Source organism: Burkholderia orbicola (assembly GCF_900100915.1).
GTDB classification, from domain to species: domain Bacteria; phylum Pseudomonadota; class Gammaproteobacteria; order Burkholderiales; family Burkholderiaceae; genus Burkholderia; species Burkholderia orbicola.
This window is the reverse complement of sequence record NZ_FNKW01000001.1, coordinates 3,353,004-3,377,736: the sequence shown is the minus strand read 5'-3', so window position 1 is coordinate 3,377,736 and position 24,733 is coordinate 3,353,004. Positions and strand designations below refer to the sequence as shown.

At 67.3% G+C, this 24,733-nt stretch carries 25 protein-coding genes; 10 read left to right on the top strand and 15 right to left on the bottom strand.

Annotated features, from left to right (window positions below; all coding sequences use genetic code 11):
- The first annotated feature begins 266 nt into the window (after positions 1-266).
- On the top strand, positions 267-632 hold the full coding sequence (locus tag BLS50_RS16150; RefSeq protein WP_074802627.1) for a hypothetical protein: 366 nt from the start codon (positions 267-269) through the stop codon (positions 630-632).
- A gap of 156 nt (positions 633-788) precedes the next feature.
- Here the strand turns inward: BLS50_RS16150 and BLS50_RS16145 are convergent, their stop codons facing one another.
- Positions 789-1,277 carry a YjjA family protein gene (locus BLS50_RS16145; protein ID WP_074802626.1) on the bottom strand — a complete coding sequence of 163 codons (489 nt, stop codon included), beginning with the start codon at positions 1,275-1,277 and terminating at the stop codon, positions 789-791.
- A gap of 337 nt (positions 1,278-1,614) precedes the next feature.
- Between BLS50_RS16145 and BLS50_RS16140 the strand changes: the two genes are divergently transcribed.
- Positions 1,615-2,127, top strand: coding sequence for a hypothetical protein (locus BLS50_RS16140; RefSeq protein WP_074802625.1), 513 nt, complete (start codon positions 1,615-1,617; stop codon positions 2,125-2,127).
- A 16-nt stretch (positions 2,128-2,143) separates the two neighbouring features.
- Entirely contained in the window at positions 2,144-2,722 is a 579-nt protein-coding gene (locus tag BLS50_RS16135; RefSeq protein ID WP_074802624.1) for a polysaccharide deacetylase family protein, read from the top strand.
- A gap of 12 nt (positions 2,723-2,734) precedes the next feature.
- Here BLS50_RS16135 and BLS50_RS16130 read toward each other — a convergent pair whose 3' ends face one another.
- Positions 2,735-3,700 (bottom strand): phosphotransferase, encoded by a 966-nt coding sequence (locus BLS50_RS16130; RefSeq protein WP_074802623.1) that lies wholly within the window; start codon positions 3,698-3,700, stop codon positions 2,735-2,737.
- 25 nt (positions 3,701-3,725) lie between these two features.
- On the opposite strand from BLS50_RS16130, the gene BLS50_RS16125 reads away from it, so the two are divergent.
- Positions 3,726-4,415 carry a cephalosporin hydroxylase family protein gene (locus BLS50_RS16125; RefSeq protein ID WP_074802622.1) on the top strand — a complete coding sequence of 230 codons (690 nt, stop codon included), beginning with the start codon at positions 3,726-3,728 and terminating at the stop codon, positions 4,413-4,415.
- On the opposite strand, the gene BLS50_RS16120 is transcribed toward BLS50_RS16125, so the two are convergent.
- The 6 genes from BLS50_RS16120 to BLS50_RS16095 form a co-directional block, all read right to left on the bottom strand.
- On the bottom strand, positions 4,372-5,580 hold the full coding sequence (locus BLS50_RS16120) for a glycosyltransferase (protein WP_074802621.1): 1,209 nt from the start codon (positions 5,578-5,580) through the stop codon (positions 4,372-4,374). The two genes, BLS50_RS16125 and BLS50_RS16120, sit on opposite strands and share 44 nt — an antisense overlap.
- Positions 5,581-5,587: 7 nt before the next feature.
- The gene (locus BLS50_RS16115; RefSeq protein WP_074802620.1) at positions 5,588-6,655 is read right to left on the bottom strand and encodes an asparagine synthase-related protein; all 1,068 of its coding nucleotides are present in this window, start codon (positions 6,653-6,655) and stop codon (positions 5,588-5,590) included.
- A complete protein-coding gene (locus BLS50_RS16110; protein WP_074802619.1) occupies positions 6,652-7,530 on the bottom strand; it encodes a radical SAM protein in 879 nt (292 codons plus the stop codon). The genes BLS50_RS16115 and BLS50_RS16110 overlap by 4 nt, the downstream gene beginning before the upstream one ends.
- 1 nt (position 7,531) lies before the next feature.
- Positions 7,532-8,530 carry a phosphotransferase enzyme family protein gene (locus BLS50_RS16105; RefSeq protein WP_074802618.1) on the bottom strand — a complete coding sequence of 333 codons (999 nt, stop codon included), beginning with the start codon at positions 8,528-8,530 and terminating at the stop codon, positions 7,532-7,534.
- A complete protein-coding gene (locus BLS50_RS16100) occupies positions 8,531-9,280 on the bottom strand; it encodes an FkbM family methyltransferase (protein ID WP_074802617.1) in 750 nt (249 codons plus the stop codon).
- A gap of 234 nt (positions 9,281-9,514) precedes the next feature.
- Positions 9,515-11,107 (bottom strand): ABC-F family ATPase, encoded by a 1,593-nt coding sequence (locus BLS50_RS16095; RefSeq protein ID WP_011549722.1) that lies wholly within the window; start codon positions 11,105-11,107, stop codon positions 9,515-9,517.
- A gap of 169 nt (positions 11,108-11,276) precedes the next feature.
- Here BLS50_RS16095 and BLS50_RS16090 point away from each other — a divergent pair, with 169 nt between their 5' ends.
- Positions 11,277-11,729, top strand: a complete 453-nt coding sequence (locus BLS50_RS16090; protein ID WP_006475929.1) for a lipocalin-like domain-containing protein — start codon at positions 11,277-11,279, stop codon at positions 11,727-11,729.
- 97 nt (positions 11,730-11,826) lie between these two features.
- Here BLS50_RS16090 and BLS50_RS16085 read toward each other — a convergent pair whose 3' ends face one another.
- Complete coding sequence (locus BLS50_RS16085) at positions 11,827-14,133, bottom strand: AsmA family protein (protein WP_074802616.1); 2,307 nt, start codon at positions 14,131-14,133, stop codon at positions 11,827-11,829.
- Between the two features lie 152 nt (positions 14,134-14,285).
- Between BLS50_RS16085 and BLS50_RS16080 the strand changes: the two genes are divergently transcribed.
- Positions 14,286-14,987 carry an ABC transporter ATP-binding protein gene (locus BLS50_RS16080; RefSeq protein WP_074802615.1) on the top strand — a complete coding sequence of 234 codons (702 nt, stop codon included), beginning with the start codon at positions 14,286-14,288 and terminating at the stop codon, positions 14,985-14,987.
- Positions 14,984-15,787 carry an ABC transporter permease gene (locus BLS50_RS16075; RefSeq protein ID WP_034174107.1) on the top strand — a complete coding sequence of 268 codons (804 nt, stop codon included), beginning with the start codon at positions 14,984-14,986 and terminating at the stop codon, positions 15,785-15,787. Before BLS50_RS16080 ends, BLS50_RS16075 begins: the two co-directional genes overlap by 4 nt.
- A 270-nt stretch (positions 15,788-16,057) precedes the next feature.
- On the opposite strand, the gene BLS50_RS16070 is transcribed toward BLS50_RS16075, so the two are convergent.
- Together BLS50_RS16070 and BLS50_RS16065 are read right to left on the bottom strand one after the other, a co-directional pair.
- Complete coding sequence (locus tag BLS50_RS16070) at positions 16,058-16,609, bottom strand: DUF6013 family protein (RefSeq protein ID WP_041489573.1); 552 nt, start codon at positions 16,607-16,609, stop codon at positions 16,058-16,060.
- Between the two features lie 157 nt (positions 16,610-16,766).
- Positions 16,767-17,783: a zinc-binding alcohol dehydrogenase family protein gene (locus BLS50_RS16065; protein ID WP_074802614.1), complete on the bottom strand. Its 1,017-nt coding sequence runs from the start codon at positions 17,781-17,783 to the stop codon at positions 16,767-16,769.
- Positions 17,784-17,908: 125 nt separating this feature from the next.
- Between BLS50_RS16065 and BLS50_RS16060 the strand changes: the two genes are divergently transcribed.
- The gene (locus BLS50_RS16060; RefSeq protein WP_011549715.1) at positions 17,909-18,859 is read left to right on the top strand and encodes a LysR family transcriptional regulator; all 951 of its coding nucleotides are present in this window, start codon (positions 17,909-17,911) and stop codon (positions 18,857-18,859) included.
- A 169-nt stretch (positions 18,860-19,028) separates the two neighbouring features.
- Complete coding sequence (gene serB, locus BLS50_RS16055) at positions 19,029-19,874, top strand: phosphoserine phosphatase SerB (protein ID WP_074802613.1); 846 nt, start codon at positions 19,029-19,031, stop codon at positions 19,872-19,874.
- Positions 19,875-19,961: 87 nt separating this feature from the next.
- On the opposite strand, the gene BLS50_RS16050 is transcribed toward serB, so the two are convergent.
- The 4 genes from BLS50_RS16050 to rimO all read right to left on the bottom strand — a co-directional run bounded on the left by BLS50_RS16050 (position 19,962) and on the right by rimO (position 24,217).
- On the bottom strand, positions 19,962-21,143 hold the full coding sequence (locus BLS50_RS16050) for a cystathionine beta-lyase (RefSeq protein WP_074802612.1): 1,182 nt from the start codon (positions 21,141-21,143) through the stop codon (positions 19,962-19,964).
- Between the two features lie 114 nt (positions 21,144-21,257).
- Positions 21,258-21,800, bottom strand: coding sequence for a hypothetical protein (locus tag BLS50_RS16045; RefSeq protein WP_074802611.1), 543 nt, complete (start codon positions 21,798-21,800; stop codon positions 21,258-21,260).
- 125 nt (positions 21,801-21,925) lie between these two features.
- Complete coding sequence (locus BLS50_RS16040) at positions 21,926-22,852, bottom strand: sugar kinase (RefSeq protein ID WP_074802610.1); 927 nt, start codon at positions 22,850-22,852, stop codon at positions 21,926-21,928.
- A 3-nt stretch (positions 22,853-22,855) separates the two neighbouring features.
- A complete protein-coding gene (gene rimO, locus BLS50_RS16035; protein ID WP_027806526.1) occupies positions 22,856-24,217 on the bottom strand; it encodes a 30S ribosomal protein S12 methylthiotransferase RimO in 1,362 nt (453 codons plus the stop codon).
- A gap of 274 nt (positions 24,218-24,491) precedes the next feature.
- Here rimO and BLS50_RS16030 point away from each other — a divergent pair, with 274 nt between their 5' ends.
- On the top strand, positions 24,492-24,689 hold the full coding sequence (locus tag BLS50_RS16030) for a transporter suffix domain-containing protein (RefSeq protein ID WP_412668058.1): 198 nt from the start codon (positions 24,492-24,494) through the stop codon (positions 24,687-24,689).
- Positions 24,690-24,733 lie beyond the last annotated feature (44 nt).

Genomic DNA, 24,733 nt, shown 5'->3' with positions numbered 1-24,733 from the left:
TGTTCCGCCTCCAGGGAAGCCGCCATTCTAGCGAGCGTTTCGGTGACTGGTGTGACGAATGACAGCGATTCGAAAGGGCCGGCACGCCCGCGCGCCGCTGCTCCGCCGTCCGCCGCGTATGGCCGGGAAGGCATTCGTCGGGCCGCCGCCACGTCAGCATCCGCCCGGGTGCGCGGCCGGGCCCGCATCGTGCTATGTTTTTATTATCGGCATCGGCCCTTTGCGGCCGGCGCCGCCCGGAATCGACGCACTTCGTGAGCGCTGCCATGTCCGACGCATCCCATACCCTCGGCTCGCAAGACCGCCTGGAGCTGCTTTGCTGGCTCACCTGCGGCAACCTCGGCGCGTTTTACCTCAACGAATCATGGCCGGACGCCGCGTTCCAGGTGCAAGCCGCGCACCGCTGGCTCGACCGCCATTACCGCCAGGCCGACTGGCTCTCGGTCGCCAAACTCGCGGCACTCGCGCAAGACATCGCGAAGCGTCATGCGGGGTTCGTCGACGCGTCGTGGGCGCGCGACGCGGTCGAGGAAATCGTCGATACCGACGATCTCGACTATCGGGCCAAACTCGTGCAATGGGTGTACGAAGACTGCTGCAAGGCACTCGCGGACAAGCGGCTGGCGGATTGAGCCGCGCAGTCGCCGCCTTGCGCCTTGCGCGGGTCGCGGCATCGACTCGCGCGACGTGCTTTTCGCCATGACGAACGTCACGGCCGGAATGACCGCCGGGGGGCGGCACCTGCGCACCGCTCCCGGCGCTGGCACGCGCGATGCGTGCCGATGCGCTTACAGCAGCGACTTGGCTTGCGTGAGCACCTTGTCACAAATCTGCTTGGTCAGCTGCTGCTTCAGGCCGCCGCCGCTCAGGTCGAGCTTGCTGCCGTTGCCGGCGTCGAGAATCCCGCTCGCACCGCTCGTATAGCCACTGTCGGACGACGCGGACGCGGTGCCGCCGAGCTTGCCGAGCAGCGCGTCCTTCACCGACGATGCGCCGCTGCCCGTTGCGCCGCCAAGATAGTTGTTCTGGATGCAGAACTGCAGCAGGCCCGCGACGTTGCCGGTGCTGCCCGGCGTCAGCGACGCACCGCCGCCGCCCGTCAGCGCGCCGCCAAGGCCGCCGAGGTTGCCGAGCGCCCCGCCCGCGCTGCCGCCCGAATCGCCGCCACCGCCGACCTGTTTCAGGACGTCGCCCAGTTGCGCATGGGCGACCGAAAACGGCGCGAGCAATCCGATCAGCGCGCCGGCAACGGTCGCGCGGTAAAGACGTGCATTCATGTAAAGCCTCCCGGTTGTGACTGCGTGAATACCGCGAATCGCATTCAAGGATACGCAATCGAGCGGGGCATGACAGCCTTCGAAGCCGCATGAAACGTCAGGCATCGTGATATATCGCGGCGATTTGACGATGCTTGACGGACGGTTGCGCACGGCATCGCCGGCTCGGCAGGTGCGCAACCACCGTGCCGTGTCGCCAGCCCGCGCGAAGCGTCATAGAATCGTCGTCGCCGGCCGTTCGGCGGCTGCGGCTCGACATTCACCTCGAATACGAAAGGACATTCGCGTGGCGCCTGCCCATCGATTTCTGCTGATCGCCGGCGCATCCGCTGCGCTGATGGGTAGCGCCGGTGCAGCCCAAGCTGTCGAGGCTGCGCCCGCCACCACGGCGACCGCGTCCTGTGCATCGCCTTCGTTCGACCGCTATCCGGCACCGGCCGCCGCCCCCACACCACGCAAACCAACCGCCGCACCCCGACTCACCAGCAAGGAGGCGCGCCTGTACCGCACCGTCATTCGCGACGAATTCGCGCAACCGGCCAATTTTGCCGGTCACTATCGCATCGCGATCTGGGGTTGCGGAACGGATTGCCGAAATTTCGCGATTGTCGACAAGAACACGGGCGCGACGTACACGATGCCCGGCGTGAAGGCCATCTCGGGCGTAATGGGCAACGACGACGAGCGCGTCGACTTCCGAGCCGGCAGCAGGCTGCTGATCGTCGCCGGCTGCTTCAACGACGATTGCGATGCCGGCAACGCGAAAGCGGCCCGATTCTTCTACGAATGGACCGGCACCGGGCTGCGTCCGGTCGGCAGATGCCCGCTGGCCATCGAGCCGGTTCAGTGAGCGGCCCGGGCGACCGATGATCTCCATTCACCTCAGTTTCGACGACGGCCCCGGCCCCTCGACGCCCGCGCTGCTCGATGTGCTGCGCGACGCCTCGTGCTCGGCGACCTTCTTCGTGCTCGGCCAGCACCTGGCGGACGCACCCGACGTCGCGACGAGAATCGTGCGCGGCGGCCACCGGCTCGGCAATCACACCTATTCGCACGCGAAACCGGGCGCGCTCGCCGACGCCGCACTCATCGACGAGATCGACACGACCGACGCGCTGATTCGCGACGTCTACCGCCGCGCCAGCCTTCCCGCACCGGACGCGATCCCGCTGCGTCTTCCGTACGGGTTGATGCCGCGGGACGATCGCGCCGCCGTGCTCGCGCGCCTGCCACGCGAACACACGGGCTGGACCGCGATCCTGGACGACTGGCAACGGCCGGCGCCGTCGCCGCAGGCGCTGTTCGACGCGATGTGCGCGCATGTCGATGCGTGCACGGCACAGCATCGCGACGTGCTGTTCTGCCTGCACGACGGATCGCGGCACGGCGATGCGCGGCCCAACACGGTCGAGGCCGTGCGGCTGTTCCTGAACCGCCAGCGCTGACGCGACGGCCGGCTAACCCGCGGGCACCGCCCCGTCCAGCAACTGGCGCCAGCCGCCGAGGAATCCGATGCCAGGGCCCGGCATCCATAGGCCCCGCTGCGCCGCTTCGAGATGGATCAGCGTCTGGTCAGCGCAGAACAACGTCATCAGCGCGTCGTCGTTATCGCGCAGCCAATCCGGCGCCGCGTCCGACCGTGTCGCCGCATAGGTCTCCAGACCGGCCTTCCATCGCCCGCGATCGAACACGAAGCCGTCATCCCGGCTCGCATCGCGCGACAGCGCGAACGACGCAAAGGCCGCTTCGAGCCATTGCGCTCCCTGCCCCACATCGTCGAAATCCAGCACGCCGTTCACCGCGTTGCCGACATACAGCAGGTTGCCCGCGTGATAGTCGCCGTGCAGCCAATACACTGCCCCCGTGAGCCACGAGGCTGCCGCGTCGAGATGTATGCCGATTCGCCGGATCACCGTGTCGTAGGCGTCGCGCAGATCGCCAGGCAGCGACGGCATCGCGCGAGCCGCGACACGCGCATGACGGGCCGACAGCCACGCGAGCGGCGCCGCTTCGCTTGCCGGTATCGCGGCCAGCGCCGTATGCAGATGCGCAAGCGTGCGCATCGCATCGGTCGCCCCCGCGTGCGCGTCGTCCGGGAGGCCGGGACGGCCGTCGATCTGCTCGAACATATGCAGCCACCTTCCGTCCGGCATCTGCACGCCGGTTTGTGCATCGACGGTCGGCCGCAGCCGTGGCAGCGCGGGCAGCAGCCGCGCCGTGCGCGCCTCGCCGAGACGGCCGAGGATCGACGCCTCGCGCCGCATTTGCCCGACCGGCTTGCCGGACCACGATACGCGCAGCACCGCGCGCCCCGCGTCGCACTCGACGAGATAGGTTTTGTTAGTATGGCCCGACGCCAGCGCCTGCAGGCGCGCCGGCCCGACGTTCCAGTACCGGTGAAGCCACGGTTCCAGCGTTTTCACGTCACTCCTACTCGTTGCATCGACCATGTCAGAGCGTCCTTCGGCCCGCATGCGGGACATCAACATCGAATGGCTGACGCGCGCCGCCGAATTCGGCCATCTGTTCCAGACCCGCTGGCTCGGCGAGCGCTTCTTCCATCTGCCCGGCGACATGCTCGCGCTGCAGGAACTGATCTGGCGCGAGCGCCCCGACTGCATCGTCCAGACCGGCATCGCGGCGGGTGGCGGCGTGGTGTTCACCGCGTCGATGCTCGAGCTGGCCGGCGCCCCGGGCCGCGTCGTCGCGATCGAACCGCGCCTGCGCGACGAGGTCCGGCAGCGCCTGCAATCGCACCGGCTCGCCCATCGCATGGTGCTGATCGAAGGGGAATCGTGCGCGGCCGACACGCTCGCATCGGTGCACGCGCAGATCGACGACGACGCACGCGTGATGGCGATCCTCGATCTCACGCATACGCACGCGCACGTGCTGCGCGAACTCGAATGCTATGCGCCGTTCGTGACGCCCGGCAGCTACGCGATCGTGATGGACACCATCATGGAGTACCTGCCCGAGTCGATGTTCGACGGCAAGCCGTACGGCCGCGGCAACAATCCGGCCACGGCCACCCGTGAATTTCTCGCCCGCGACGACCGGTTCGAAATCGACCACGACATCGAGGACCGCGTGCTCATGACGCTGTCGCCAGGCGGCTTCCTGAAGCGAGTGCGCTGATCAGGCGGGCGGCTTGCGCGGAGCCGTCGCACGCGACATAGCTGTCGCGAATCCGCGCCGCGTGCTCGCGCAACGGTCCGGCGCGTAACAGGCGTTCGAGCGCATCCGTAATGTCCGTAACGCCGGCCCGCTGCAGATCGAGCACGCAACCCGCGCCGGCCCGCTCGACGAAATGCGCCGAATGGAACTGGTCGTTGCAGAACGGCGACAGCAGCATCGGCACGCCGCACGCGAGTGACTCCATCACCGAATTCGCGCCGCCGTGGCTGACGAACGCGTGCGTGCGCCGCAGCAGCGTCAGTTGCGGCGCGTAACGCACCGCGATCACGCGTTCGTCGCCGGCCGGCAACAGATCCGAATCGACCAGTTCGCCCACCGACAGCACCAATTGCGCCGGGGTCGCGCGCGTCGCGTCGATCACTTTCGCGAACACCTCCGGGTGGTAGTAAAGCTGGCTGCCGAGCGACATGTAGACGAGCGGGCGATCCGCGTCGACGCGTTCCCACGGGAACGCCGTCTCGTCACCGCGCGGGCCCGACGGCATCGCCGGGCCGACCAGTTCGACACCGGGCGGCGGCGCGCCCACCAGCGCATCGGTCGTGAACGCGAGCGTCAGGTGCGGCGACAGCACGTCGCAACCGCGAAAGCGCGCGTCGAGACCGTAGCGCGCGAACAGGCGCGTACGTTCCGGTTCGAGCCAGCGCACCGTGCGCAGCAGTTCCGAATCGAGATCGTCCGGCAGCACCGGATTCAGCGAATTGGACATCGAAACCCACGGCAGCCCTTCCAGCTCGGCCGCGATCGCGGCGGCATAGAGCAGCGGGTCGATCACGACCACGTCGGGCCGCCAGTCGCGCAGCACTGCTCGGATGCCGTCCACCTGCGCGGGCGCGAGGTCGATCAGCAACGTGCGGATCCAGTGACGCAGCCAGTCGGCGTCGCGAATGTTCGCGGCGAAACTCGCGCCGCGCGACAGGTCGTGGCGCTCGGGCGTCTCGCGCGGCCCGACGAACGCGAAGTCGCCGGCGCCGTCGAGCTGTTCGCTGATGTCGGCCGGCGCATAGAATGCGACGTCGCAGCCGGCGGCGCGCAGATGCTGGGCCGGGCCGATGCACGGATTGACATGGCCCTTCTCGGGCACCACGCAGAACAGGATGCGTTTCATGAGCGGCTCAGGTTGGGCGATGCACGGCATCGGAATGAAGGCGATCGAGATGGTCGAGAAGCAGTGTCAGCGTCGTCCACAGCACGCGTTCGGTATCCGCCTGCAGCGTCGGCGCAGCGAGGCCGAGCGTGTCGGCCAGTGCATGCGTGCGGTCGCGATCGAGCAGCGTCGCGAGATCCATCGCTGGCGCGAGCCGGCCGCGCTTGGGGCCGTGCACGAGACGCTCCGGCAGATTCAGGCGCGCACCGAGCTCGCGCAGGCACTGCTTGTTCGGGTCGGGCGCGAGGCTGGTCAGATGCGCGACGACGGCCGCATCCACGAACGGCGGATGCAGCTCGACCGACGCCTCGTCGAACAACGCGTGGCACAGCGGCAGATAGTTGGCCGATACGTCGCGGCGCAACACCTGATCCGCGCCGTCGCCGGTAATCGCCACTTCGACGCCGTCCGCCGCCATCGCGTCGGCCAGCAGCAGCTTCGCGACCGGATGCAGGTTGAACATCGGTTCCTCGACCGCGTACGTCGTTCTCGGCAGCGACGCGATGAAATCGGCCTCGTTTGCGCGCACGATCTTCACGTTCGCCTGCATCTGCGTGGCGAGTTCGAGCGCCGCGTCGAGTTCGCAGTAATCGGGCATGTCGGTCGCGAGGATGTAGGCGGTCACGTGCCGCAATGCGCCGAGCTCGCGCAACAACGCAAGCAGCAGCGCCGAATCGAGCCCGCCGCTCAGCGCCAGCGCGACGCGCTTGCCGCTGTCGAGCGCACGTTGCAGCGACGCGCGCAGCACGGTGTCGAGATCGGCTTGCTGCGGCCGCTCGGGCGCCGGCTGCACCGTCAGCCCTTGCGGCGACCGGATCAGTGCATGACCGGGCGGCACCGCGAGCACGTCGCGCAGCACGGTGCGGCCGATCAGGCGCTCCCCGCTCAGATAGCCCGCGATGGCGGCCGTGTCCGGCGCGCCGGCCGGTTGCCCCGACGCCCGCAATACGGCGCGGATACCGGACGCCGACACGCCGCTGCGCGGATGGTAGTGCAGACGATCGAAACCGAACGGGTCGCGCGTACCGACGATCATGGATAACGAGCCTTCAAGGTGTCCACTTCAATGCGTTTGAGGATGCGATGGGGCGCCACCGGCGCGCTGCCGCCCTGGCAATGCAGGCACGCTTCGAGCGGCGTCTCGCGTTGCAGATAGGCGAGCATCGCGTCGAGCATGCCCGCGTCGTCGCGCAGCGGCAGGCCGTCGGCCTGAAAATCCTTGTCGCCCTTGTACAGCGTATGGAAATGCGCGGGACGCGTGCACGTGTAGAACATGCCGTCGCGAATCATATGGCAGCGCTCGCGAATCCAGCAATCGTGATACAGGCGCTGGGCTTCGTCGCGATCCGTGCCAGGTTGGGCGCGGTTCATCGTCGTGAACACGTCCTGTACCTTCCAGTTCAGACGCACGTCGAAGCGCGCCGCCTGGCGCTCGACATGCGCGACCAGGTCGGCGGAAAGCGCCGGCTTCGGATAGCGCGAGATCGTCAGCGCATCCACCGCTTGCCAGAACGCGTCCGGCATCTCGGCGAGTTTCAGGCCGTTCGTCGTGACCGAGATCACGGGCGCGATGCCGGTCGCGCGTACGCGCTCGATCATTTCAACGAGCGCCGGATGCAGCAACGGTTCGCCACCGACCAGCTTGAACATGCGCGGGCGCAACACTTTCGCGGCCTTGCGCAGATCGGCTTCGATCGATTCGGGGCTCGCATGCCACTCGGGCAACAGCGGCGACAGCGAGCAGCATTCCGCGCAGGTCAGATTGCAGTGATCGACGATATGCGCTTCAAGCGAGCGCGTCTGCACGCGCCCGTCCTCGACGCGGTAATCGCGATCCAGCGGCGGCGGAAACACGTGCTGCCGCTCGCCGGGCGGCGGCGGATTCGGGATCTCGTTCGGATTCGCACTCACATCAGCTTCCTGTTTCCACGCAGCGGGAAAAGAAATCTACTAGACGGTCACGCGCGTTCACCATCGCGGACGCCATCGTCACCGCACCGTTCAGATGCGATGCGAAACGCGACGGATCGTCGAGCCAGCCCTGCACGATCCACAGCTTGAGCGCGTGCTGCAAGCAGGCGGCATCGACTGCCCATGCGATGTACGCCGGATTCACGGGCCGTACCCGCTGGTACGCATGCACGAACGCTTGCGCGAGGTGCGGTGCTTCCAGCGGCAGATGATTCAGGCAGCGCACCAGCTCGTATTCGCGCGGCGCGCCGATCGACGCTTCCCAGTCGAGGATCAGCGGCGGCAGCGTACCCGTGAACAGATAGTTGAACTGGTTGTAGTCGTTGTGGATCGGGTGCTGCGGATCGTCGACCGGAAACGCATCGATGCTGCCCGGATAGTAGCGGTCGAGCATACGCAGCGCGAGATCGACGTAGCGGCGCAGATTCGCGGCACCGCTGACGTTCGCATCCGCTCGATCGAGTGCATCCAGCAGGCTGCGGCGTACCGCATCCGCATCGATCGACGTCAGCCGCGCGCGGATCGTATTGGGCGACGGCAGAGGCAGTCGTTCAAGGCTCAGGTGCAACGCGGCCAGACTTGCGCCGAGCGCATCCCATTCGGTTGGCGAGAACCTATCGTAGGTTTTGAATTGCCCGGCTTCCCAGCGCGTCAGCATCGCATGGGAATGTTGTCCCGACCACAGCGATTCGCCGGACCTCGTGCGCTTCAGCGTCTGCACATGGAAGCGCGTATCGCCGTGCGTTTCCAGATGCGCGAGGACGGCGGTTTCCTTGGCTGCGCGCGCATGGTGTTCGAGTGCATAGAGTTTGACCGCCACACCCGCGCCGCTACTTGTCGGCAGATGCCACACCCGTTCGCTCACTTGCGTCGGCGGCCCGCCGCGACCGAGCCCATAGGCATCGCGAATCTCGTCGAAGGTGACGGCAAGCGCATCCATTCAGATGTGCTCGGCCGGCCCGTGCCGATACGGATGACCAGTCAGGAACGTGTTGTGTCCGACGTAGCGCAGCTTGTACATCGCTGGCCGGAACAACACCGACGGATCGTTGTTCGCGATGCCGAGCAGCGGGTACAGGTCGCGTCGCACGAAGAACGCGTTGTTGCCCATGTCGTCGCAGCAGACGAGCTCGTAGCCCTTCTGCCTGCCGAGATGAACGAGCGATTCGAGGCTCGCGCCGTAATAAGTCGAGCCGTCCCATTCGTGGTCCGGATTGAAGCACATGACCCAGCGCTCGGGCGGCGTGTAGTACGGGTTGTATTCGATTACGACGATGCGCGGCTGGAACGCTTGCAGGCCGCGCCACACCCAGTAATCGTTGCCATCGATGTCGATCGACAGCAGGTCGAAGTCGGTCGGTACGTTCGCGTCGACGAGCAGTGGGTCGATCGTATCGGGCTGGACGCGATCGTGATGCAGGCGGACGCGCGCCACGCCCTCGTAGTGCGCGGCGAGCTTGCCGAACCGGTACGCACTGCCTTCCACCAGTACGCCGGCCCAATCCTGTTCGCGCAGCAGCCGCGCGGTATTGCTGTTGCGCAGGCCGTCGCTCGCGCCGATATCGACGCAGAAGCGGTTGGTCGGCGCAATCCGCTCCATCAGGCGCGACAGGATGCCCTCCTCAGTGCCCTGCGCGTACAGGCTGGGCGCAAGGCCGGACAGGTCGAGCGGGAGAGGATGGTCCTGCATCGAAGGCGGCTCCGGGGCGAAATGGGGAATGATGGGGGTGTTGGGTGGGTAATTTACCTGAAGTCGATTGAGCAGAGGAAACTGGGATGTCCGGCGCGGTGGGGTTTTGCCGCGGCAGAAATGAAAAAGCCCGCATCGACATTGCTGTCGATGCGGGCTTGTAGCGCCTCTGGCGATTCGCTCCGTGCGGTGATGCCTAACCTGGCCCCGTGACCGGAGAAAACCTTACGGCACTTACTCCTGCCCCTGACTCGTCAGGAACTCCTCATAATTCCCGCCGAAGTCGAACAGCGTCCCGTCCGTCTTCACTTCGATGATCCGGTTCGCCAGCCCGCTCACGAACTCGCGGTCGTGCGACACGAAAATCAGCGTGCCTTCGAACTGCTCGAGCGCGATCTGCAGCGACTCGATCGACTCCATGTCCATGTGGTTGGTCGGCTCGTCCATCAGCAGCACGTTGTGGCGGCCGAGCATCAGCTTGCCCCAGATCATGCGGCCCTTCTCGCCGCCCGACAGCACCTTCACCGACTTCTTGATGTCGTCCGACGAGAACAGCAGGCGGCCCAGCGTGCCGCGCACCATCGTTTCGTCGTCGCCGTCCTTGCGGTACTGGTCGATCCAGTCCATCAGCGTGATGTCGTTCGGGAATTCCTCGTACGTGTCCTGCGGCATGTAGCCAACGTTCGCGTTCTCGGACCACTTCACCGTGCCGTGATCGAGCGGCAGCGCGCCGAGCAGCGAGCGCAGCAGCGTCGTCTTGCCCGCGCCGTTCTCGCCGATGATCGCGATGCGCTCGCCCGGCTGAACCGACAGGTTGAAGTTCTGGAAGATCGTGCGCTCGTACTTCTTGGTGATCTCTTCGGCGACCACCGCGACGTTGTGCAGCTTCTTCTCGAACTCGAAGCGGATGAACGGGTTCTGGCGCGACGACGGCTTGAATTCCTCGATCTTGATCTTGTCGATCTGCTTCGCGCGGCTGGTGGCCTGGCGCGCCTTCGACTTGTTCGCCGAGAAGCGGCGCACGAAGTCCTGCAGCTCGGCCACGCGTTCCTTCGCACGCGTATTCGCCGCGGCCTGGCGCTCGCGCGCCTGCGCCGATGCGAGCATGTAGTCGTCGTAGTTGCCCGGCCAGACCTTCAGCGTGCCGAAGTCCATGTCGGCCATGTGCGTGCACACCGAGTTCAGGAAGTGACGATCGTGCGAGATGATGATCATCGTCGAGTTGTACTCGTTGAGCGTCTGCTCGAGCCAACGGATCGAGTTGATGTCGAGGTTGTTGGTCGGTTCGTCGAGCAGCAGCACGTCCGGCTTCGAGAACAGCGCCTGCGCGAGCAGCACGCGCAGCTTCCAACCCGGCGCGACGTCGGCCATCGTGCCGTTGTGGAATTTCTCCTCGATGCCGATGCCGAGCAGTAGCGCGCCCGCGCGCGCCTCGGCGTCGTAGCCGCCGTATTCGGCGAACTTGCCTTCGAGTTCGGCCGCGTGCATGTAGTCGTCGTCGGTGGCGTCCGGGTTCGCGTAGATCGCGTCACGCTCGGTCATCGCGGCCCACATCTCGGTGTGACCCATCATCACGACGTCGAGCACGCGCACGTCTTCGTACGCGAACTGGTCCTGGCGCAGCTTGCCCAGGCGGACGTTCGGCTCCAGCGCGACGTTGCCGGCGCTCGGCTCGAGGTCGCCGCCGAGGATCTTCATGAAGGTCGACTTGCCACAGCCGTTCGCGCCGATCAGACCGTAGCGGTTGCCCTCGCCGAATTTGACCGAGATATTCTCGAACAAGGGCTTCGGCCCGAATTGCATCGTGATGTTGGCAGTAGAAAGCACGGCAGGTCCCGTAAGAGAGAAATCGACGGAAAACCGTGTATTTTAGCAGGTGTCGGAGAAACTGCCGACCGCACCGCCCCGGCGGCGTATTCCCGGCCCTCAGCCGCGGCGCCCGCCGGCCCGTCAACACGACGGCACGCGCCCCACCGCCGTCCTACCGGAATCCCGCATGCTCGCCAGTCAGCTTCGTGAACAACTCGTCGGCGCGTGGCGTCTCGTGTCCTACGAAATCCGCCCGCGCGACGGCGGGACCGTCACCTATCCGCTCGGCCGCGACGCGCGGGGCTGGATCCTCTATACGCCCGACGGCTACATGTCCGCGCAGTTGATGGCGGCCGGCCGCCCGCCGTACGCCGACGGCGACCTGCAGGGCGGCAGCGTCGAGGAGCGTGCGGCCGCGGCCCGCGGCTACATCGCGTATTCGGGCCCCTTCAACGTCGACGACGACGGCACGTTGACCCATGAAATGGACGTCAGCCTGTATCCGAACTGGATCGGCAACGTCCAGCAGCGTGTCGTCAGCCTGGACGGCGACCGGCTGCAGCTCGGCACCGCCGGACCGGTGCGGATCGCCGGCCGGGAGGTCGAACCGGTGATCGTCTGGGCGCGCGCTCGCCGCTGAGCGCCTCGGCGGCGCCGCACGGCCAGCGCTCAGCCGGTCGCGGCAACGACGCCGAGCCGCCGCACCGCGGCGCAAGCCGCTCCGACGGCTGCACGCATCACTTGCCGGCCTTCTTGGCCGCTTTCTGCGCCGCCTGCGCCTTCATCTGCCCGAACAGTTCCGAGCACGGCACGTCGCGGTTGTTGCTCGGCGCGATCAGCGGAAGCAGCGCCGCGAACGGGTTGATCAGCCCGAGCCCGACCATCGCGCCGGCGCGCAGCGCGAGCGCGCCCGCATCGACGCCGACCTTCGGGTTCTTGAACGTGCCCTTCGCATACAACGGCGAGCGCAGCGAGAAGATCCGGAAGCCCTTCGTGTGCGGATGGATCTTCAGGTCGAGCGATTCGTCGCGCAGGTTGATCGGGCCGTCGACGTTGATGAGCGCATCGTCGGTATCGAGCGCGAAGACCTTCGGGTCGAGCATGCCGTCGGTCGCGACGAAATCGATCGCCGCGCAATTGATGTTGACGTCGCGGTTGCCGAACAGCTTCTCGTAGACGACGTTCGCGACGTTCAACCCCGCGGCCTCCATCAGCAGGCGGCTGATGCGGCCGTTGGTGATGAGCGCCTTCACTTCGCCGGTCGACGTCGCCGCGAGCGCGGCCGGCGAATTGCCCGTTGCCGACAGCGACGCGTCGCCGTTGATTTCGCCGAACGCCGACTGCATCACCTTCTGCGTCGGGAACAGCTGCTTGAGCTTCAGATGCCGCGCGGCCAGCGTGAAGCGGCCCTTGAGCGGCGTGCGGCTGCCGTCGAGATGCGCATTCGTCGCGAGCGTGCCGCCCGCGACGCCGAACTGCAGCGGCTCCAGCGTCAGCACGCCGTCCTGCATCAGAATGTGCGTGTACAGGTTCGTGATCGGCAGGTCCGCGCTCTTGATCAGCTTGCGGCCGGTGAACTTCACGTCCGCATCGATCGCGCTCCACCGTTCGGTGCGGAACGCCGCGACCGGCAGCACGCGGTCGGGCGGCTGGCGCGTCGTGTCGCCGCGCTTCTTCTTGCTCGCGGCCGAGTCGGCGCCGATCACCGGCGCGAGATCGGAAAACTGCAGCAGGTTCGACACGAGTTCGCCCGACAGCTTCGGCCGCGGCTCGCGCTGCGCCCAGGTGAGCGTGCCGCCGAGATCGCTGCCGCCGACGCGACCGTTGAAGTTCTCGTAGCGGAAGGTGCTCGCATTCGGCTTGAAGTTGCCGATCAAGCGCCCTTCGGTCGCGTAAGGCGGCGTATCGGGCAGCGTGATGCCGGTGAGCTGGTAAAGGTGCGACATCGACGTGCCCTGCAGCCACAGCCGCAGGTCGAGCGCCGCGAGATGCCTCGGATCGGTCAGCGTGCCGACGATCGCGAGCCGCGTATCGCCGGCCTTCACGTCGGCCTGCAGCGGGAACGGCTGCGACGTATCCTGGATCGCGAGCACGCCGCCGACCTTGCCGGTGCCGCTGATCGGCACGTTCTTGTAGCGGCCGTCGACCTTCAGCCCGAACGCATAGGTGGGGCCCGCCGGCTTCGCGGGCGCCGCGGCGCCGCTCGCGCCGGACGCGGCAGCAGCAGCCGGCGCGGAAGGCGCGGAAGGCGCGGACGAAGCGGATGAACCGGACGAACCTGAAGCAGCCGAAGCAACGCCGCTCGCTGCCGACGCACCCGAGGCCGCGGCCGCACTCGCCCCCGACGCGCCCGACGCGGCTTGCGCATCGGCCTTCGCGCCCAGTTGCGCGGCGCCATGCTTGCCGACGCGCTGCGCCGACGCCGCACGCGAGGTCTGCTCCTGCTCCTTCAGCACGTCGCCGAGCGGAATCGGCTGCCCGAGCGTATCGATCGCGACGGTCAGGTCGGCCTTCGTGATCGCATCGCGATACGTGACGGTGCCCTTCGCGAAACCGAAGCTGTCGAGCCGCACCTTCCACCGCGAAGGCTGCGACGATTGCTTGAACTGGAAGGTCCACGTATTGCTGCCGTCCGCGCGCCGTTCGAGATCGACGGCAGGATTCACGACGTCGATCGACGGGATGACGATTTCATGCGCCAGCAGCGGCAGGAGCGCGAGATCGAAGTGCGCGGCATCGAGCGTGACGAACTTGGGCGCCTGCGCCCAGTCGGGATTGCCGATCTCGAGTTGCGTGGCGGAGAAGCTCGGCCAGGGCACCCATGCGCGCCAGCCGGTCTCGCCATCGGGACGACGCCAGCCGACCTTGAGATCCCCGTTGATCGCGAACGGGCGGCCGAGCGCGGTACTCACCTGTTCGTTGACCCACGGCTTCGCGCGGTTCCAGTCGAACGTGAAGATAAAGATGCCGGCCGCCGCGATGAGCACCGCGACGATACCGACGATCCATGCAGCCGATTTGCCGATGGCTCGGGTTAGCGTCATGGCGGTTCCGTTGTTGTTCTGAAGCGTTGCCGCGCCATGCCGGGCCGCTTGCGTGGACGAACGGCGCACGACAACTGCGGCTTTTCAATCGGTATTATGGCGCACGACATGGTGGCCTTTCGGCGCCATTAACGCTTTTTTTCATTTTTGACATGACCTCCCCCACCGGCCTCATCGACGCGCAGCACATCACGCGGCGCGACGCCAGCAGCGGCAAGACGCTGCTCGCCCCGACCGATTTCAGCCTTGCGGCGGGATCGCGAATTGCTATCACGGGACCGTCCGGGTCGGGCAAGAGCGTGCTGCTGCGCGCGCTCGCGCTGCTCGATCCGCTCGACGGCGGTCACATCCTGTGGCGCGGCCGCCGGATCAGGCGCAGCGCGATTCCGCGCTATCGGCGCAGCGTCGCGTATGTCCGCCAGCGCCCCGCGCAGATGGACGGCACCGTCGAAGCGCAATTGCGCTACCCGTATTCGCTCGCGATCTATCGCGACGTCGCGTTCGACCGCGCCCGCGCCGAAGCGCTCGCCGCGCAGGCGGGCCGCGGCGCCGACTTTCTCGACAAGCGCGCGAGCGACCTGTCCGGCGGCGAAGCGCAGATCACCGCGCTGCTGCGCGTGCTGCAGCTCGATCCCGACGTGCTGCTGCTCGACGAGCCGACCTCCGCCCTCGATCCCGAATCGGCGCGCGCGATCGAAGCGCTCGTCGGTGCGTGGTTCGACGCGGCGCCCGATGCGCGCGCCTACATGTGGATCTCGCACGATCCGGCCCAGGCCGCGCGGATCGCCACGATGCGGCTCGTGATGCAGGCCGGCGTCCTGCACGCGGCCCACCCGACGGGGGCTGCGCAATGAGCCCGGCACTGCAGGACCTGAGCCTCGTCGACGTCGGCATCGCCGCCGCGCTCGTCGCCGTCAACGGTGCGATCTCCGCGGCGCTGTCGCTCGGCCTCGGCCGCAAGCTCGCGCTCGCGGCGGTGCGCACCGTCGTGCAGTTGCTCGCGATCGGCTACGTGCTCGGCTGGGTGTTCGGCCATCCGCACTGGTACGTCGTGCTGCCGCTCACCGCGCTGATGACGCTGATCGCCGGTTTCGCCGGCGCGGGGCGCGGCAAGCGCACGTATCGCGGCCAGCGCGTCGACAGCATCGCGTCGATCTGGTTCAGCAGCTGGTTCGTCGCGGCGGTCGGCCTGTTCGTCGTGATCCGCATCCATCCGTGGTTCGCGCCGCAATATGCGATCCCGATCCTCGGGATGATTCTCGGCAATACGCTGACCGGCGTATCGCTCGGCGTCGAGCGGATGATGGAAGAGCTCACCGCGCGCCGCGATCGCGTCGAAACCGCGCTCGCGCTCGGCGCGACGCGCTGGGAGGCCGCGCAGGACGCCGCGCGCCAGGCCGTGCGCGCCGGCATGCTGCCGACGCTGAACCAGATGGCGGTGGTCGGCGTCGTGAGCCTGCCGGGGATGATGACGGGCCAGGTGCTGGCCGGCCAGTCGCCGCTGCAGGCCGTGCGTTACCAGATCGTGATCATGTTCCTGATCGCCGCGGCGTCCGCGCTCGGCACCGTGGGCGCGGTGCTGATGACCTATCGCCGGCTGTTCTCGGCCGATCACCGCTTTCTCGCGTCGCGGCTCGAAGAGCGCACGCGGTGACGCGCGGCGGCGCGCTGCGCGGTCAGCACGCGCCTGCGACGTTTAATCGGAACGTGATGATCGGGAGGACGGAATGCGGGCGCGCATGACGTGACATCCGCATGACATCGTGCAGCGCCGTTGTACGGCCGTGGCACCGTGCCGCGAAACAGGCAGCGGCACGCGTTGCAACGGCGGCACGACAGGCGCTGCTCGCGTGCCGCCCTGCTCGTTCCGCCCATCGAACCGGTTGCGCGCGCACCAAACGAAACGCCGGCCCGCGCGTGCCGCTCAATGCTTGATCGACACCGTCACCCGGGTGCCGTCGCTCATCGACACGGATTTCGACCCGCCGTTGGTCGGAATCGATACCCACTTCACCTGGCTTACCGACACGACGTCCGGACACTGCAGCGACTTGCCCCCGGCCGTCACGCCGCGCGTGCCCTTCGGCGCGGCCGCCTGGAAGCTCAACTGCACGTTGGCGACACCCTTGGCGTCGACCGACGGTGCGAGCCGCACCTGGGTCTGCCGCACCATCGCGCCGTTCGCGTCGCGCGGCAGGTTGTCGGCGTTCGGGCAGCCGTCCGGCATCGCGACCGCGCCGCTCGGCGGCACCGACTTCCAGTTGAAATCGTCCGTCTCGCCCGAGCGGATCTTGCGGGTCTCCTGCGTATTGCCGAAGGTCTTCGAGTCGACCTTGACGGTGTATTCGAGCTGTCCCGTCCCGCCGCCCTTCAGGCTGCCCTTGACCGGCGGCGCCGCGAATACGCTCGCGCTGACGCACGCCGCCGCGAACACGACCGACCACGATGCGGCGACTGACAAGCTGCGTTGGCTCATGCTGACCTCCTTGTAATGCGGCGGCACGCGCGTGCCGCGCGGTTTTCGATGCATGATGCGCTGCCAGTCTACCGCCAAGCGCGGTGCAATGCGCCGCAAACGCATCGGGTGTTACCCCGCTTGCGTTCGCGGCGCCGCAACCTTACGCGCTCCGCGCTCAGAAACCGCTGAGCACCAGCTTGCCGATCGCGCGCCCGCCCTCGAGCATCTGATGCGCGCGCCGCACGTTCGCTGCGTTGATCGTGCCGAGCTGTTCGCCGAGCGTCGTGCGCAGCGTGCCGGCGTCGACGAGCCGCGCCACTTCGCCGAGGATCTTGTGCTGCTCGATCATGTCCGGCGTCTCGAACATCGCACGCGTGAACATGAATTCCCAGTGAAACGCCGCGCTCTTCGCCTTCAGCAGTTCGACCGGCACCGGCTTCGCGTTCTCGACGATCGTGCAAATGCCGCCCTGCGGCCGGATGACTTCCGCTGCGGCCGGGAAATGATGGTCGGTATCGTTGAAGATCAGCACGTAGTCGACGCTCGGATGGCCGGCCTCGCGCAACTGCGCAGGCAGGTCGCCGAAATGGTCGACCACCGCATCCGCGCCGAGCGCGCGCACCCATTCGGCCGACGCCGGCCGCGACGCGGTCGCGATCACGTGCAGCTTGCCGAGCGTCTTCGCGAGCTGGATCGCGATCGAGCCCACGCCGCCCGCGCCGCCGATGATCAGCACCGACTTGCCGGCGTCGGCACCCTGCGGCGACACGCGCAACCGGTCGAACAGCGCTTCCCACGCGGTCAGCGCGGTGAGCGGCAGCGCGGCGGCGGCCGCGAAGTCGAGCGTGCGCGGCTTCAACGCGGCGATCCGCTCGTCGACCGTATGGAATTCGCTGTTCGCGCCGGGCCGCGTGATGCTGCCCGCGTAGAACACTTCGTCGCCGGGCCGGAACAGCGTGACGTCGGCGCCGACCGCGACGACCGTGCCGGCCGCATCCCAGCCGAGCACGCGCGGCGTCTCCTCGACCTGCGGCTTCGGCGCACGCACCTTGGTGTCGACCGGGTTCACGGAAATCGCCTCGACCTTCACGAGCAGATCGCGCGAGCCCGGCACGGGCTGCGGCAGTTCGACGTCGAGCAACGCTTGCGGGTCGTCGATCGGCAGATAACGGGTCAATCCAACGGCTTTCATCTCGATACTCCTTTCAGGGGAATCCGGCGGGCTGCGGCGCAACCTCCATGCGTGCCATCGTAGGCAACCCGATCCTTCGAGAAAACCGCTATATTTCCTGAAACATTTTCAGGAATTTCAGAATAATGACGTCCGATCCTGGGTCCGATCCGATTCCCGCGCCCGACAAGCCGCTCGACCTGCTCGACGTCGCGCTGTTCGTGCGCGCGGCGCTGCTCGCGAACGTCACCGCGGCCGGGCGCGAATTCGGCGTGTCGGCCGCGGTCGCGAGCGCGCGCATCGCCCAGCTCGAACGGCAGCTCGGCGCGCGGCTGCTGCACCGCACCACGCGCCGCATCAGCCTCACGCAGGACGGCGAAGTCTTCATGGCGCGGGCCGACGCGCTGCTGGCGGCCGCCGACGCCGCGCGCGCGTCGGTCGGCCGCGGCCGCAGCGAGCCGTACGGGCGGCTGAAGGTGTCGATGTCCTCGTCGTTCGGCCGCCAGCACGTCGCGCCGGTGATTCCGGCGTTCCTGCGCCGCTACCCGTCCGTGTCGCTCGATCTGCGGCTGTCCGACGAGATCGTCGATCTGGTCGATGACGGCTACGACGTCGCGATCCGGCTCGGCGCGCTGAAGGATTCGACGCTCGTCGCCCGCAAGCTCGCCACCAACCGCCGCGTGCTGTGCTGCTCGCCCGCCTATCTCGCCGAACGCGGCACGCCGCGCCATCCGGCCGACTTGACGCAGCACGAATGCGTGATCCTCGGCGACCAGCGCGACTGGTCGTTCGCAACGCCGCAGGGCCCGCTCACGGTGCGGGTCGGCGGCCGGCTCGTCGCGAGCAACGGCGAGGCGATCCGCGAAGCGCTCGTCGACGGCTTCGGGATCGCGATCAAGTCGACCTGGGACGTCGGCCCGCTGCTCGCGAGCGGCGCGCTCGTCAGCGTGCTCGACGACTACCCGTTCGCGGACGACGTCGCGATCTGGGCCGTCTATCCCAGCCGCGCGCACGTGCCGCTGAAAACGCTCGCTTTCATTGCGTTCCTGGCCGAGCATTTCGGCGATCCGCCGTACTGGGATCGTGCAAACGGCTGACCACTACCGCCCCGCGCCCGGTTTCGCGCCTGCGCCGGCCGCCCTGCGCGGCCAACCGGCTACAATGGCGCGTTCGCGACGCAACGGCCCGCAGCCGCACGGGGCCCGCGTTCGCAGGCGGCCGCCCGCGGGCCGCGCACGTCATTCATTCGCCTCCCAACCACTCGTCATGACCCACAATCTCGTCATCCAGAGTCTTGCGCCGCTGTCGGACGCCCATCACAAACCGCTGCTCGCGCTGTCGCGCGGCACCCGCGTCGTGCAGACCGACGATCACGCGCTGCGCATCGAAAACGCGAGCCCGGCGCAGCGCCTCGACATCGACGCATACTGCGGCACGCATGCGCTCGATTTCGGCTTCGTCGAGGCCGGCCTCACGCTCGGCGATTTCGGGCTCGCGGTGATGGACATGGATTCGACGCTGATCACGATCGAGTGCATCGACGAGATCGCCGATTTCTGCGGATTGAAAACGCAGGTCGCGGAGATCACCGAAGCGTCGATGCGCGGCGAGATCCGCGATTTCAACGAAAGCCTGACGCGCCGCGTCGCGCTGCTGGCCGGGCTCGACGCGCACGCGCTCGAGCGCGTGTACGAAGAACGGCTGCAACTGTCGCCGGGCGCCGAGACGATGCTGGCCGGCGTGAAAGCCGCCGGCATGAAGACGCTGCTCGTGTCGGGCGGCTTCACGTTCTTCACCGAGCGGCTGAAAGCCCGCCTCGGCCTCGACTACGCGCATGCGAACACGCTCGAGATCGTCGACGGCAAGCTCACCGGCAAGGTGCTCGGCGAAATCGTCAACGCCGACGTGAAGGCGCGCCTGCTGCGCGAGACGTGCGCGTCGCTCGGCCTCGAGCCGCGCCGCGCGATCGCGATGGGCGACGGCTCGAACGACCTGAAGATGATGGCCGACGCCGGGCTGTCGGTCGCGTTCCACGCGAAGCCCGTCGTGCGCGATGCGGCCACCGTCGCGTTCGACCATGTCGGCCTCGACGGGCTGCTGCGACTGTTCTGATCCCGCGGCACCCTCAATGAAAAACGCCGGCGCGATATCACATCGCGCCGGCGTTTCGTTTTCGTGCCGGACGGTGCCGGCCTGCGATCAGCCGAGTGCGGCCTGCATCGCGCGCTCGATGTCCGCGCGCAGGTCGGTTTCGTCTTCCAGACCGACGTAAAAACGCACCAGCGTGCCGCGATGCGGCCAGTCCGGACGCATCGACGCGACGTCGTACGGCATCGCGAGGCTGCACGCGCCGCCCCAGCTCCAGCCGATCGCGAACAGTTCGAGCGACTCGACGAAACGGTCGACCTGCTCCGCGCTGTAGCGTTCGTCGAACACCACCGAGAACAGCCCGCCCGCCCCCTTGAAATCGCGCATGAACGACGCGTGCCCCGGGCAGTCCGCAATCTGCGGATGCAGCACCGCGGCGATCTCCGGCCGCGCCTTCAGCCATTGCGCGAGCGCGAGCGCGCTCTTGCTGTGCGCATCGAAGCGCACCTGCATGCTCGGCAGGCTGCGCAGCACGAGCGAGCAATCGTCGACCGACACGCCGATCCCGCAGCGCATCCGCGCGAGCTTCAGCTTCGCGTGCAGTTCCGCGTTCGCGGTGATCGTCGCACCCATCAGCACGTCGCTGCCGCCCGACTGATACTTGGTCAGCGCCTGCACCGAAATGTCGACGCCATGTTCGAACGGCTTGAACGCGAGCCCCGCCGAAAAGGTATTGTCGATCGCGGTGACGATGCCGCGCGCCTTCGCGGCCGCCGTGATCGCCTGCACGTCGGGCACTTCCATCGTCACCGAGCCGGGCGCCTCGAGCCAGATCAGCCGCGTGTTCGGCTGGATCAGCTCGGCGATGCCGGCGCCGATCAATGGATCGTAAAAACGCACGGTAATGCCGAAATCGTTCGCCAGCCAGTTGCCGAAATCGGCGTTCGGACCGTATACGTTATGCGGAACCAGCACGTCGTCGCCCGCTTTCACGATCCCGAAGTAGACGTTCATGATCGCCGCGAGACCCGACGGCTGCAGCAGCGCGTGCGTGCCGCCCTCGATCTCGGCGAGCCGCTGCGTGAGCGCGAGCGACGTCGGCGTCGCATGCAGCCCGTAGCGCCACTGGTTGTCGTCGTGCCAGACCAGCGCGCGCATCGTCGCGAGATCGGGAAACACGACCGTCGACGCGCGCGCGACCGGCGGCACGAACGAGCGGAAGCCTTCCGGAATGACGTCGTCGGGTTGAACGATGCGGGTTTGCAGCGCGCGCTTGGAAGTGGATGCAGTCATGACTTGGAGGCCGGGCACGAGGCCGTTCGGTTGCGGAATATGTCGTTAGAGTAGCCAAAATCGGCGCGGTTGGCCCGGTACAATGCGCGCCGCCGACACCGAGCCAGCACGCGCTCAGTCGTCGGGATGCAGGTTGACGACGCCGCCCACCGTCTCGATTTCGCGCACGCGGCCGTCGCGCACCTGCAGCGCCGCGCGCTTGCCCGGCGCCAGATGCAGCACGACCGGCTGCGGGTCCGATTCGTCCGAGTTCATCCGGTCGGCCTTCAGGTCGCCCGTCGCGTCGAAGCGGCCGATCCACACGCCGGTGATGTTCGTGCCGTCGTTCGACTCCTCGATTTCCAGCGTATCGCCATCGCGGTCGCCCGCGAGCAGCACCACCTCGCCCGTATCGGCGAACTGGTATTCGCCGTGCACGCCTTCCTCGTCCGTCTTCGGGCCGAGATGCACGACGATCGGCCGGTCGCCAAGCGTGCCTTCGTAGCGCGGCAGGCGGGCGAACTCGGGATTCGGCTTCAGCGGCCGCGCCGGCGCCGGTTCATCCTGCTGCACACCCGGCACGACCGCCTGCGCGGCGCCCAACCCCGGCATCGCGATGCCCGCCACCAGCGCACCGGCGACGACGAGCGCCCGTTGCCATTCCGAATATCGACCCACCTTGTGTTGCTCCTTGCTTCAGATTCGCCCGGCAATCGCGGACCGTGCCGGGTCGAGACCCGGTTCCTGCTGACCGCGCAAGCCTGCGCGGCGAATGCGTCGGCGGCCGCGTGTCCCGTGTCGCGTCAGCCTTGCATCAGGCGTTCAACCGCCTCGCGGTGCGGAATCGGCGCGACCGCGCCGTAACCGGTCGTCGACAGCGCCGCCGCCGCGTTCGCATAACGCGCGGCCGCGAACGGATCGTCGCCCGCGACGATCCGCGCGACGAACGCGCCGCCGAAGCAGTCGCCCGCGCCGGTCGCGTCGACGGCCTCGACCGCGAAGCCCGGCACGACGCGCCGCTCGTTCGGCGTCGCGACATATGCGCCTTCCTTGCCGAGTTTCAACGCGACGACCTGCGGCCCGTGTTCGAGCATCGCGTCGACGATCGCGTCGCGATCGTTCGCGCCCGTGAGCGCCGTGACGTCGTCCCAGCTCGGCAGGCAGATGTCGGTCTGGCGCAGCGCCTCGCGCATCACCGCGCGGGCACGCGCCAGCGGCCACAGCTTCAGGCGCAGGTTCGTGTCGAAGCTGACCTTCGCGCCGTGGCGACGCGCATGGTCGATCGCCGCGAATGCCGCGTCGCACGCGGCCGTGCTGATCGCAAGACTGATGCCCGACAGGTGCACGGCTTTGGCGGCCGCCAGCGCGTCGAGCGGTAAATCGCCCGTCGCATAGCGGCTCGCGGCCGACCCCGCGCGCAGATAGTCGAACTGGTGGCCGTCGGCGCCATGCGTGACGAAATACACGCCGGTCGGCGCCGAGCGGTCGATCCGCACGTACGTCGTGTCGACGCGCTCCGATGCCCACATGTCGGCGAGCATACGGCCGAACGGATCGTCGCCGATCGCCGACACGAAGCCCGTCGACGCGCCCTGGCGCGCCGCCGCGATGCAGAAGTTCGACGTGTCGCCGCCGAAGCCCTGCAGGAATTCAGGATGCCCCGGCTGCGACTGGTTGAATTCGATCATCGCCTCGCCGAGCGCGAGGATCTCCGGGAATGCAGCGGCCATCGCTTACACCTCGCCCCACAGATCGTGGCCGTCGGCGCCCGTGATCTTCACGGAGACGAAATCGCCGACCTTGTAGCGCTTCGATGCCTTCGCCGCCGGCTCGACGTAGACGACGCCGTCGATCTCCGGCGCATCGGCGGCCGTACGGCCGATGCCGCCTTCCGCGCTGACTTCGTCGATCAGCACCTTGAGCGTCTTGCCGACCTTGCGCTGCATGCGGTTCGCCGACACTTCCTCGGCCACTTCCATGAAGCGCGCGCGACGCTCCTCGCGAACCTCGTCCGGCAGCGCGCCGTCCAGGTCGTTCGCGGTCGCGCCTTCGACCGGCGAATACGCGAAACAGCCGACGCGATCGAGTTCCGCTTCGCGGATGAAGTCGAGCAGCGTTTCGAACTGTTCTTCCGTCTCGCCGGGGAAGCCCGCGATGAACGTGCTGCGGATCGTCAGGTCCGGGCAGATCTCGCGCCACTTCTGCACACGCTCGAGCACCTTCTCGGCGTTCGCCGGACGCTTCATGCGCTTCAGCACTTCCGGGTGCGCATGCTGGAACGGCACGTCGAGATACGGCAGCACGTGGCCCTTGAACGGACCTTCGGCCATCAGCGGAATCACTTCGTCGACGCTCGGATACGGATACACGTAGTGCAGGCGCACCCACGCACCGTACTGCGCGGCGAGTTCGCCGAGCGCGGCGACCAGGTCGGTCATGCGCGTCTTGATCGGCTTGCCGTTCCAGAAGCCGGTGCGGTACTTCACGTCGACGCCGTATGCGCTCGTGTCCTGCGAGATCACGAGCAGTTCCTTCACGCCCGACTTGAACAGGTTCTCGGCTTCCAGCATCACTTCGGCGACCGGACGCGACACCAGATCGCCGCGCATCGACGGGATGATGCAGAACGTGCAGCGGTGATTGCAGCCTTCGGAGATCTTCAGGTATGCGTAGTGACGCGGCGTGAGCTTGATGCCGGCTGCGGGCACGAGGTCGACGAACGGGTCGTGCGGCTTCGGCAGGTGCGAATGCACGGCCTGCATCACTTCGCCCACCGCGTGCGGGCCGGTGACCGCGAGCACCTTCGGGTGGACTTCCTCGATCAGGTTCGAGCCGCTCGCGCTCGACTTCGCGCCGAGACAGCCGGTGACGATGACCTTGCCGTTCTCGGTCAGCGCTTCGCCGATCGCGTCGAGGCTTTCCTGCACGGCTTCGTCGATGAAGCCGCAGGTGTTCACGACGACGAGGTCGGCGCCGTCGTAGCTGCCGGAGATTTCATAACCTTCGGCGCGCAGTTGCGTGATGATCTGTTCGGAATCGACGAGCGCTTTCGGGCAGCCGAGGGATACGAACCCTACTTTGGGGGATTGGGACATCTGGAATGTGGGGGCGTGGCAGCAAAAGCGTGAGTTTACAGCGATTTAGGGGCGGCGAGCCAAAATGAGCGCGGGGAAGGGCCAGCGCGTGCCGGATCGGACGAGCCGCCCCATCGCAGTGCTGGGCGACGCGATCCCGCCCTGCTGCCGCGCTCTATCCGACGACAGGTATCGCCGCACGCTTTCGAAGCCGCCGCCTGCATGAAAAAAACAGGGCCAAGGTGCCGTTTTTCGCTGTCCCAAGACCGGCCTGGCGCTACTGGGCCTCGTGCTCTTGTACTGGATCGCGGTGCCGATCCTTCCGCTCACGTCCATTCCGAACAAGGCGTTCGTGATCCCGGCATTGGTCGTGATCGGCGAAATCGTGTTCGTCGCTGCCGTCGCGCTGCTGGGAAAGGAATACTGGGCCGAGATAAAAGGATGGGCGACTCGGCGCTTTTCAAGGAAAAGCGCGAGCGGCGCCGGGAAATAATGCGCTGTGGCCGGATGCCAGGACAGACGCAACGCCCCGTCGAT

Coding starts and splice junctions, on each gene's coding strand:
- BLS50_RS16145 (WP_074802626.1), bottom strand. CDS start 1,277: ATGAATGCACGTCTTTACCGCGCGACCGTTGCCGGCGCGCTGATCGGA.
- BLS50_RS16135 (WP_074802624.1), top strand. CDS start 2,144: ATGATCTCCATTCACCTCAGTTTCGACGACGGCCCCGGCCCCTCGACG.
- BLS50_RS16060 (WP_011549715.1), top strand. CDS start 17,909: ATGACGTCCGATCCTGGGTCCGATCCGATTCCCGCGCCCGACAAGCCG.
- BLS50_RS16080 (WP_074802615.1), top strand. CDS start 14,286: ATGACCTCCCCCACCGGCCTCATCGACGCGCAGCACATCACGCGGCGC.
- serB (WP_074802613.1), top strand. CDS start 19,029: ATGACCCACAATCTCGTCATCCAGAGTCTTGCGCCGCTGTCGGACGCC.
- BLS50_RS16090 (WP_006475929.1), top strand. CDS start 11,277: ATGCTCGCCAGTCAGCTTCGTGAACAACTCGTCGGCGCGTGGCGTCTC.
- BLS50_RS16115 (WP_074802620.1), bottom strand. CDS start 6,655: ATGATCGTCGGTACGCGCGACCCGTTCGGTTTCGATCGTCTGCACTAC.
- BLS50_RS16070 (WP_041489573.1), bottom strand. CDS start 16,609: ATGAGCCAACGCAGCTTGTCAGTCGCCGCATCGTGGTCGGTCGTGTTC.
- BLS50_RS16075 (WP_034174107.1), top strand. CDS start 14,984: ATGAGCCCGGCACTGCAGGACCTGAGCCTCGTCGACGTCGGCATCGCC.
- rimO (WP_027806526.1), bottom strand. CDS start 24,217: ATGTCCCAATCCCCCAAAGTAGGGTTCGTATCCCTCGGCTGCCCGAAA.
- BLS50_RS16140 (WP_074802625.1), top strand. CDS start 1,615: ATGGGTAGCGCCGGTGCAGCCCAAGCTGTCGAGGCTGCGCCCGCCACC.
- BLS50_RS16120 (WP_074802621.1), bottom strand. CDS start 5,580: ATGAAACGCATCCTGTTCTGCGTGGTGCCCGAGAAGGGCCATGTCAAT.
- BLS50_RS16105 (WP_074802618.1), bottom strand. CDS start 8,530: ATGGATGCGCTTGCCGTCACCTTCGACGAGATTCGCGATGCCTATGGG.
- BLS50_RS16100 (WP_074802617.1), bottom strand. CDS start 9,280: ATGCAGGACCATCCTCTCCCGCTCGACCTGTCCGGCCTTGCGCCCAGC.
- BLS50_RS16085 (WP_074802616.1), bottom strand. CDS start 14,133: ATGACGCTAACCCGAGCCATCGGCAAATCGGCTGCATGGATCGTCGGT.
- BLS50_RS16040 (WP_074802610.1), bottom strand. CDS start 22,852: ATGGCCGCTGCATTCCCGGAGATCCTCGCGCTCGGCGAGGCGATGATC.
- BLS50_RS16125 (WP_074802622.1), top strand. CDS start 3,726: ATGTCAGAGCGTCCTTCGGCCCGCATGCGGGACATCAACATCGAATGG.
- BLS50_RS16150 (WP_074802627.1), top strand. CDS start 267: ATGTCCGACGCATCCCATACCCTCGGCTCGCAAGACCGCCTGGAGCTG.
- BLS50_RS16065 (WP_074802614.1), bottom strand. CDS start 17,783: ATGAAAGCCGTTGGATTGACCCGTTATCTGCCGATCGACGACCCGCAA.
- BLS50_RS16050 (WP_074802612.1), bottom strand. CDS start 21,143: ATGACTGCATCCACTTCCAAGCGCGCGCTGCAAACCCGCATCGTTCAA.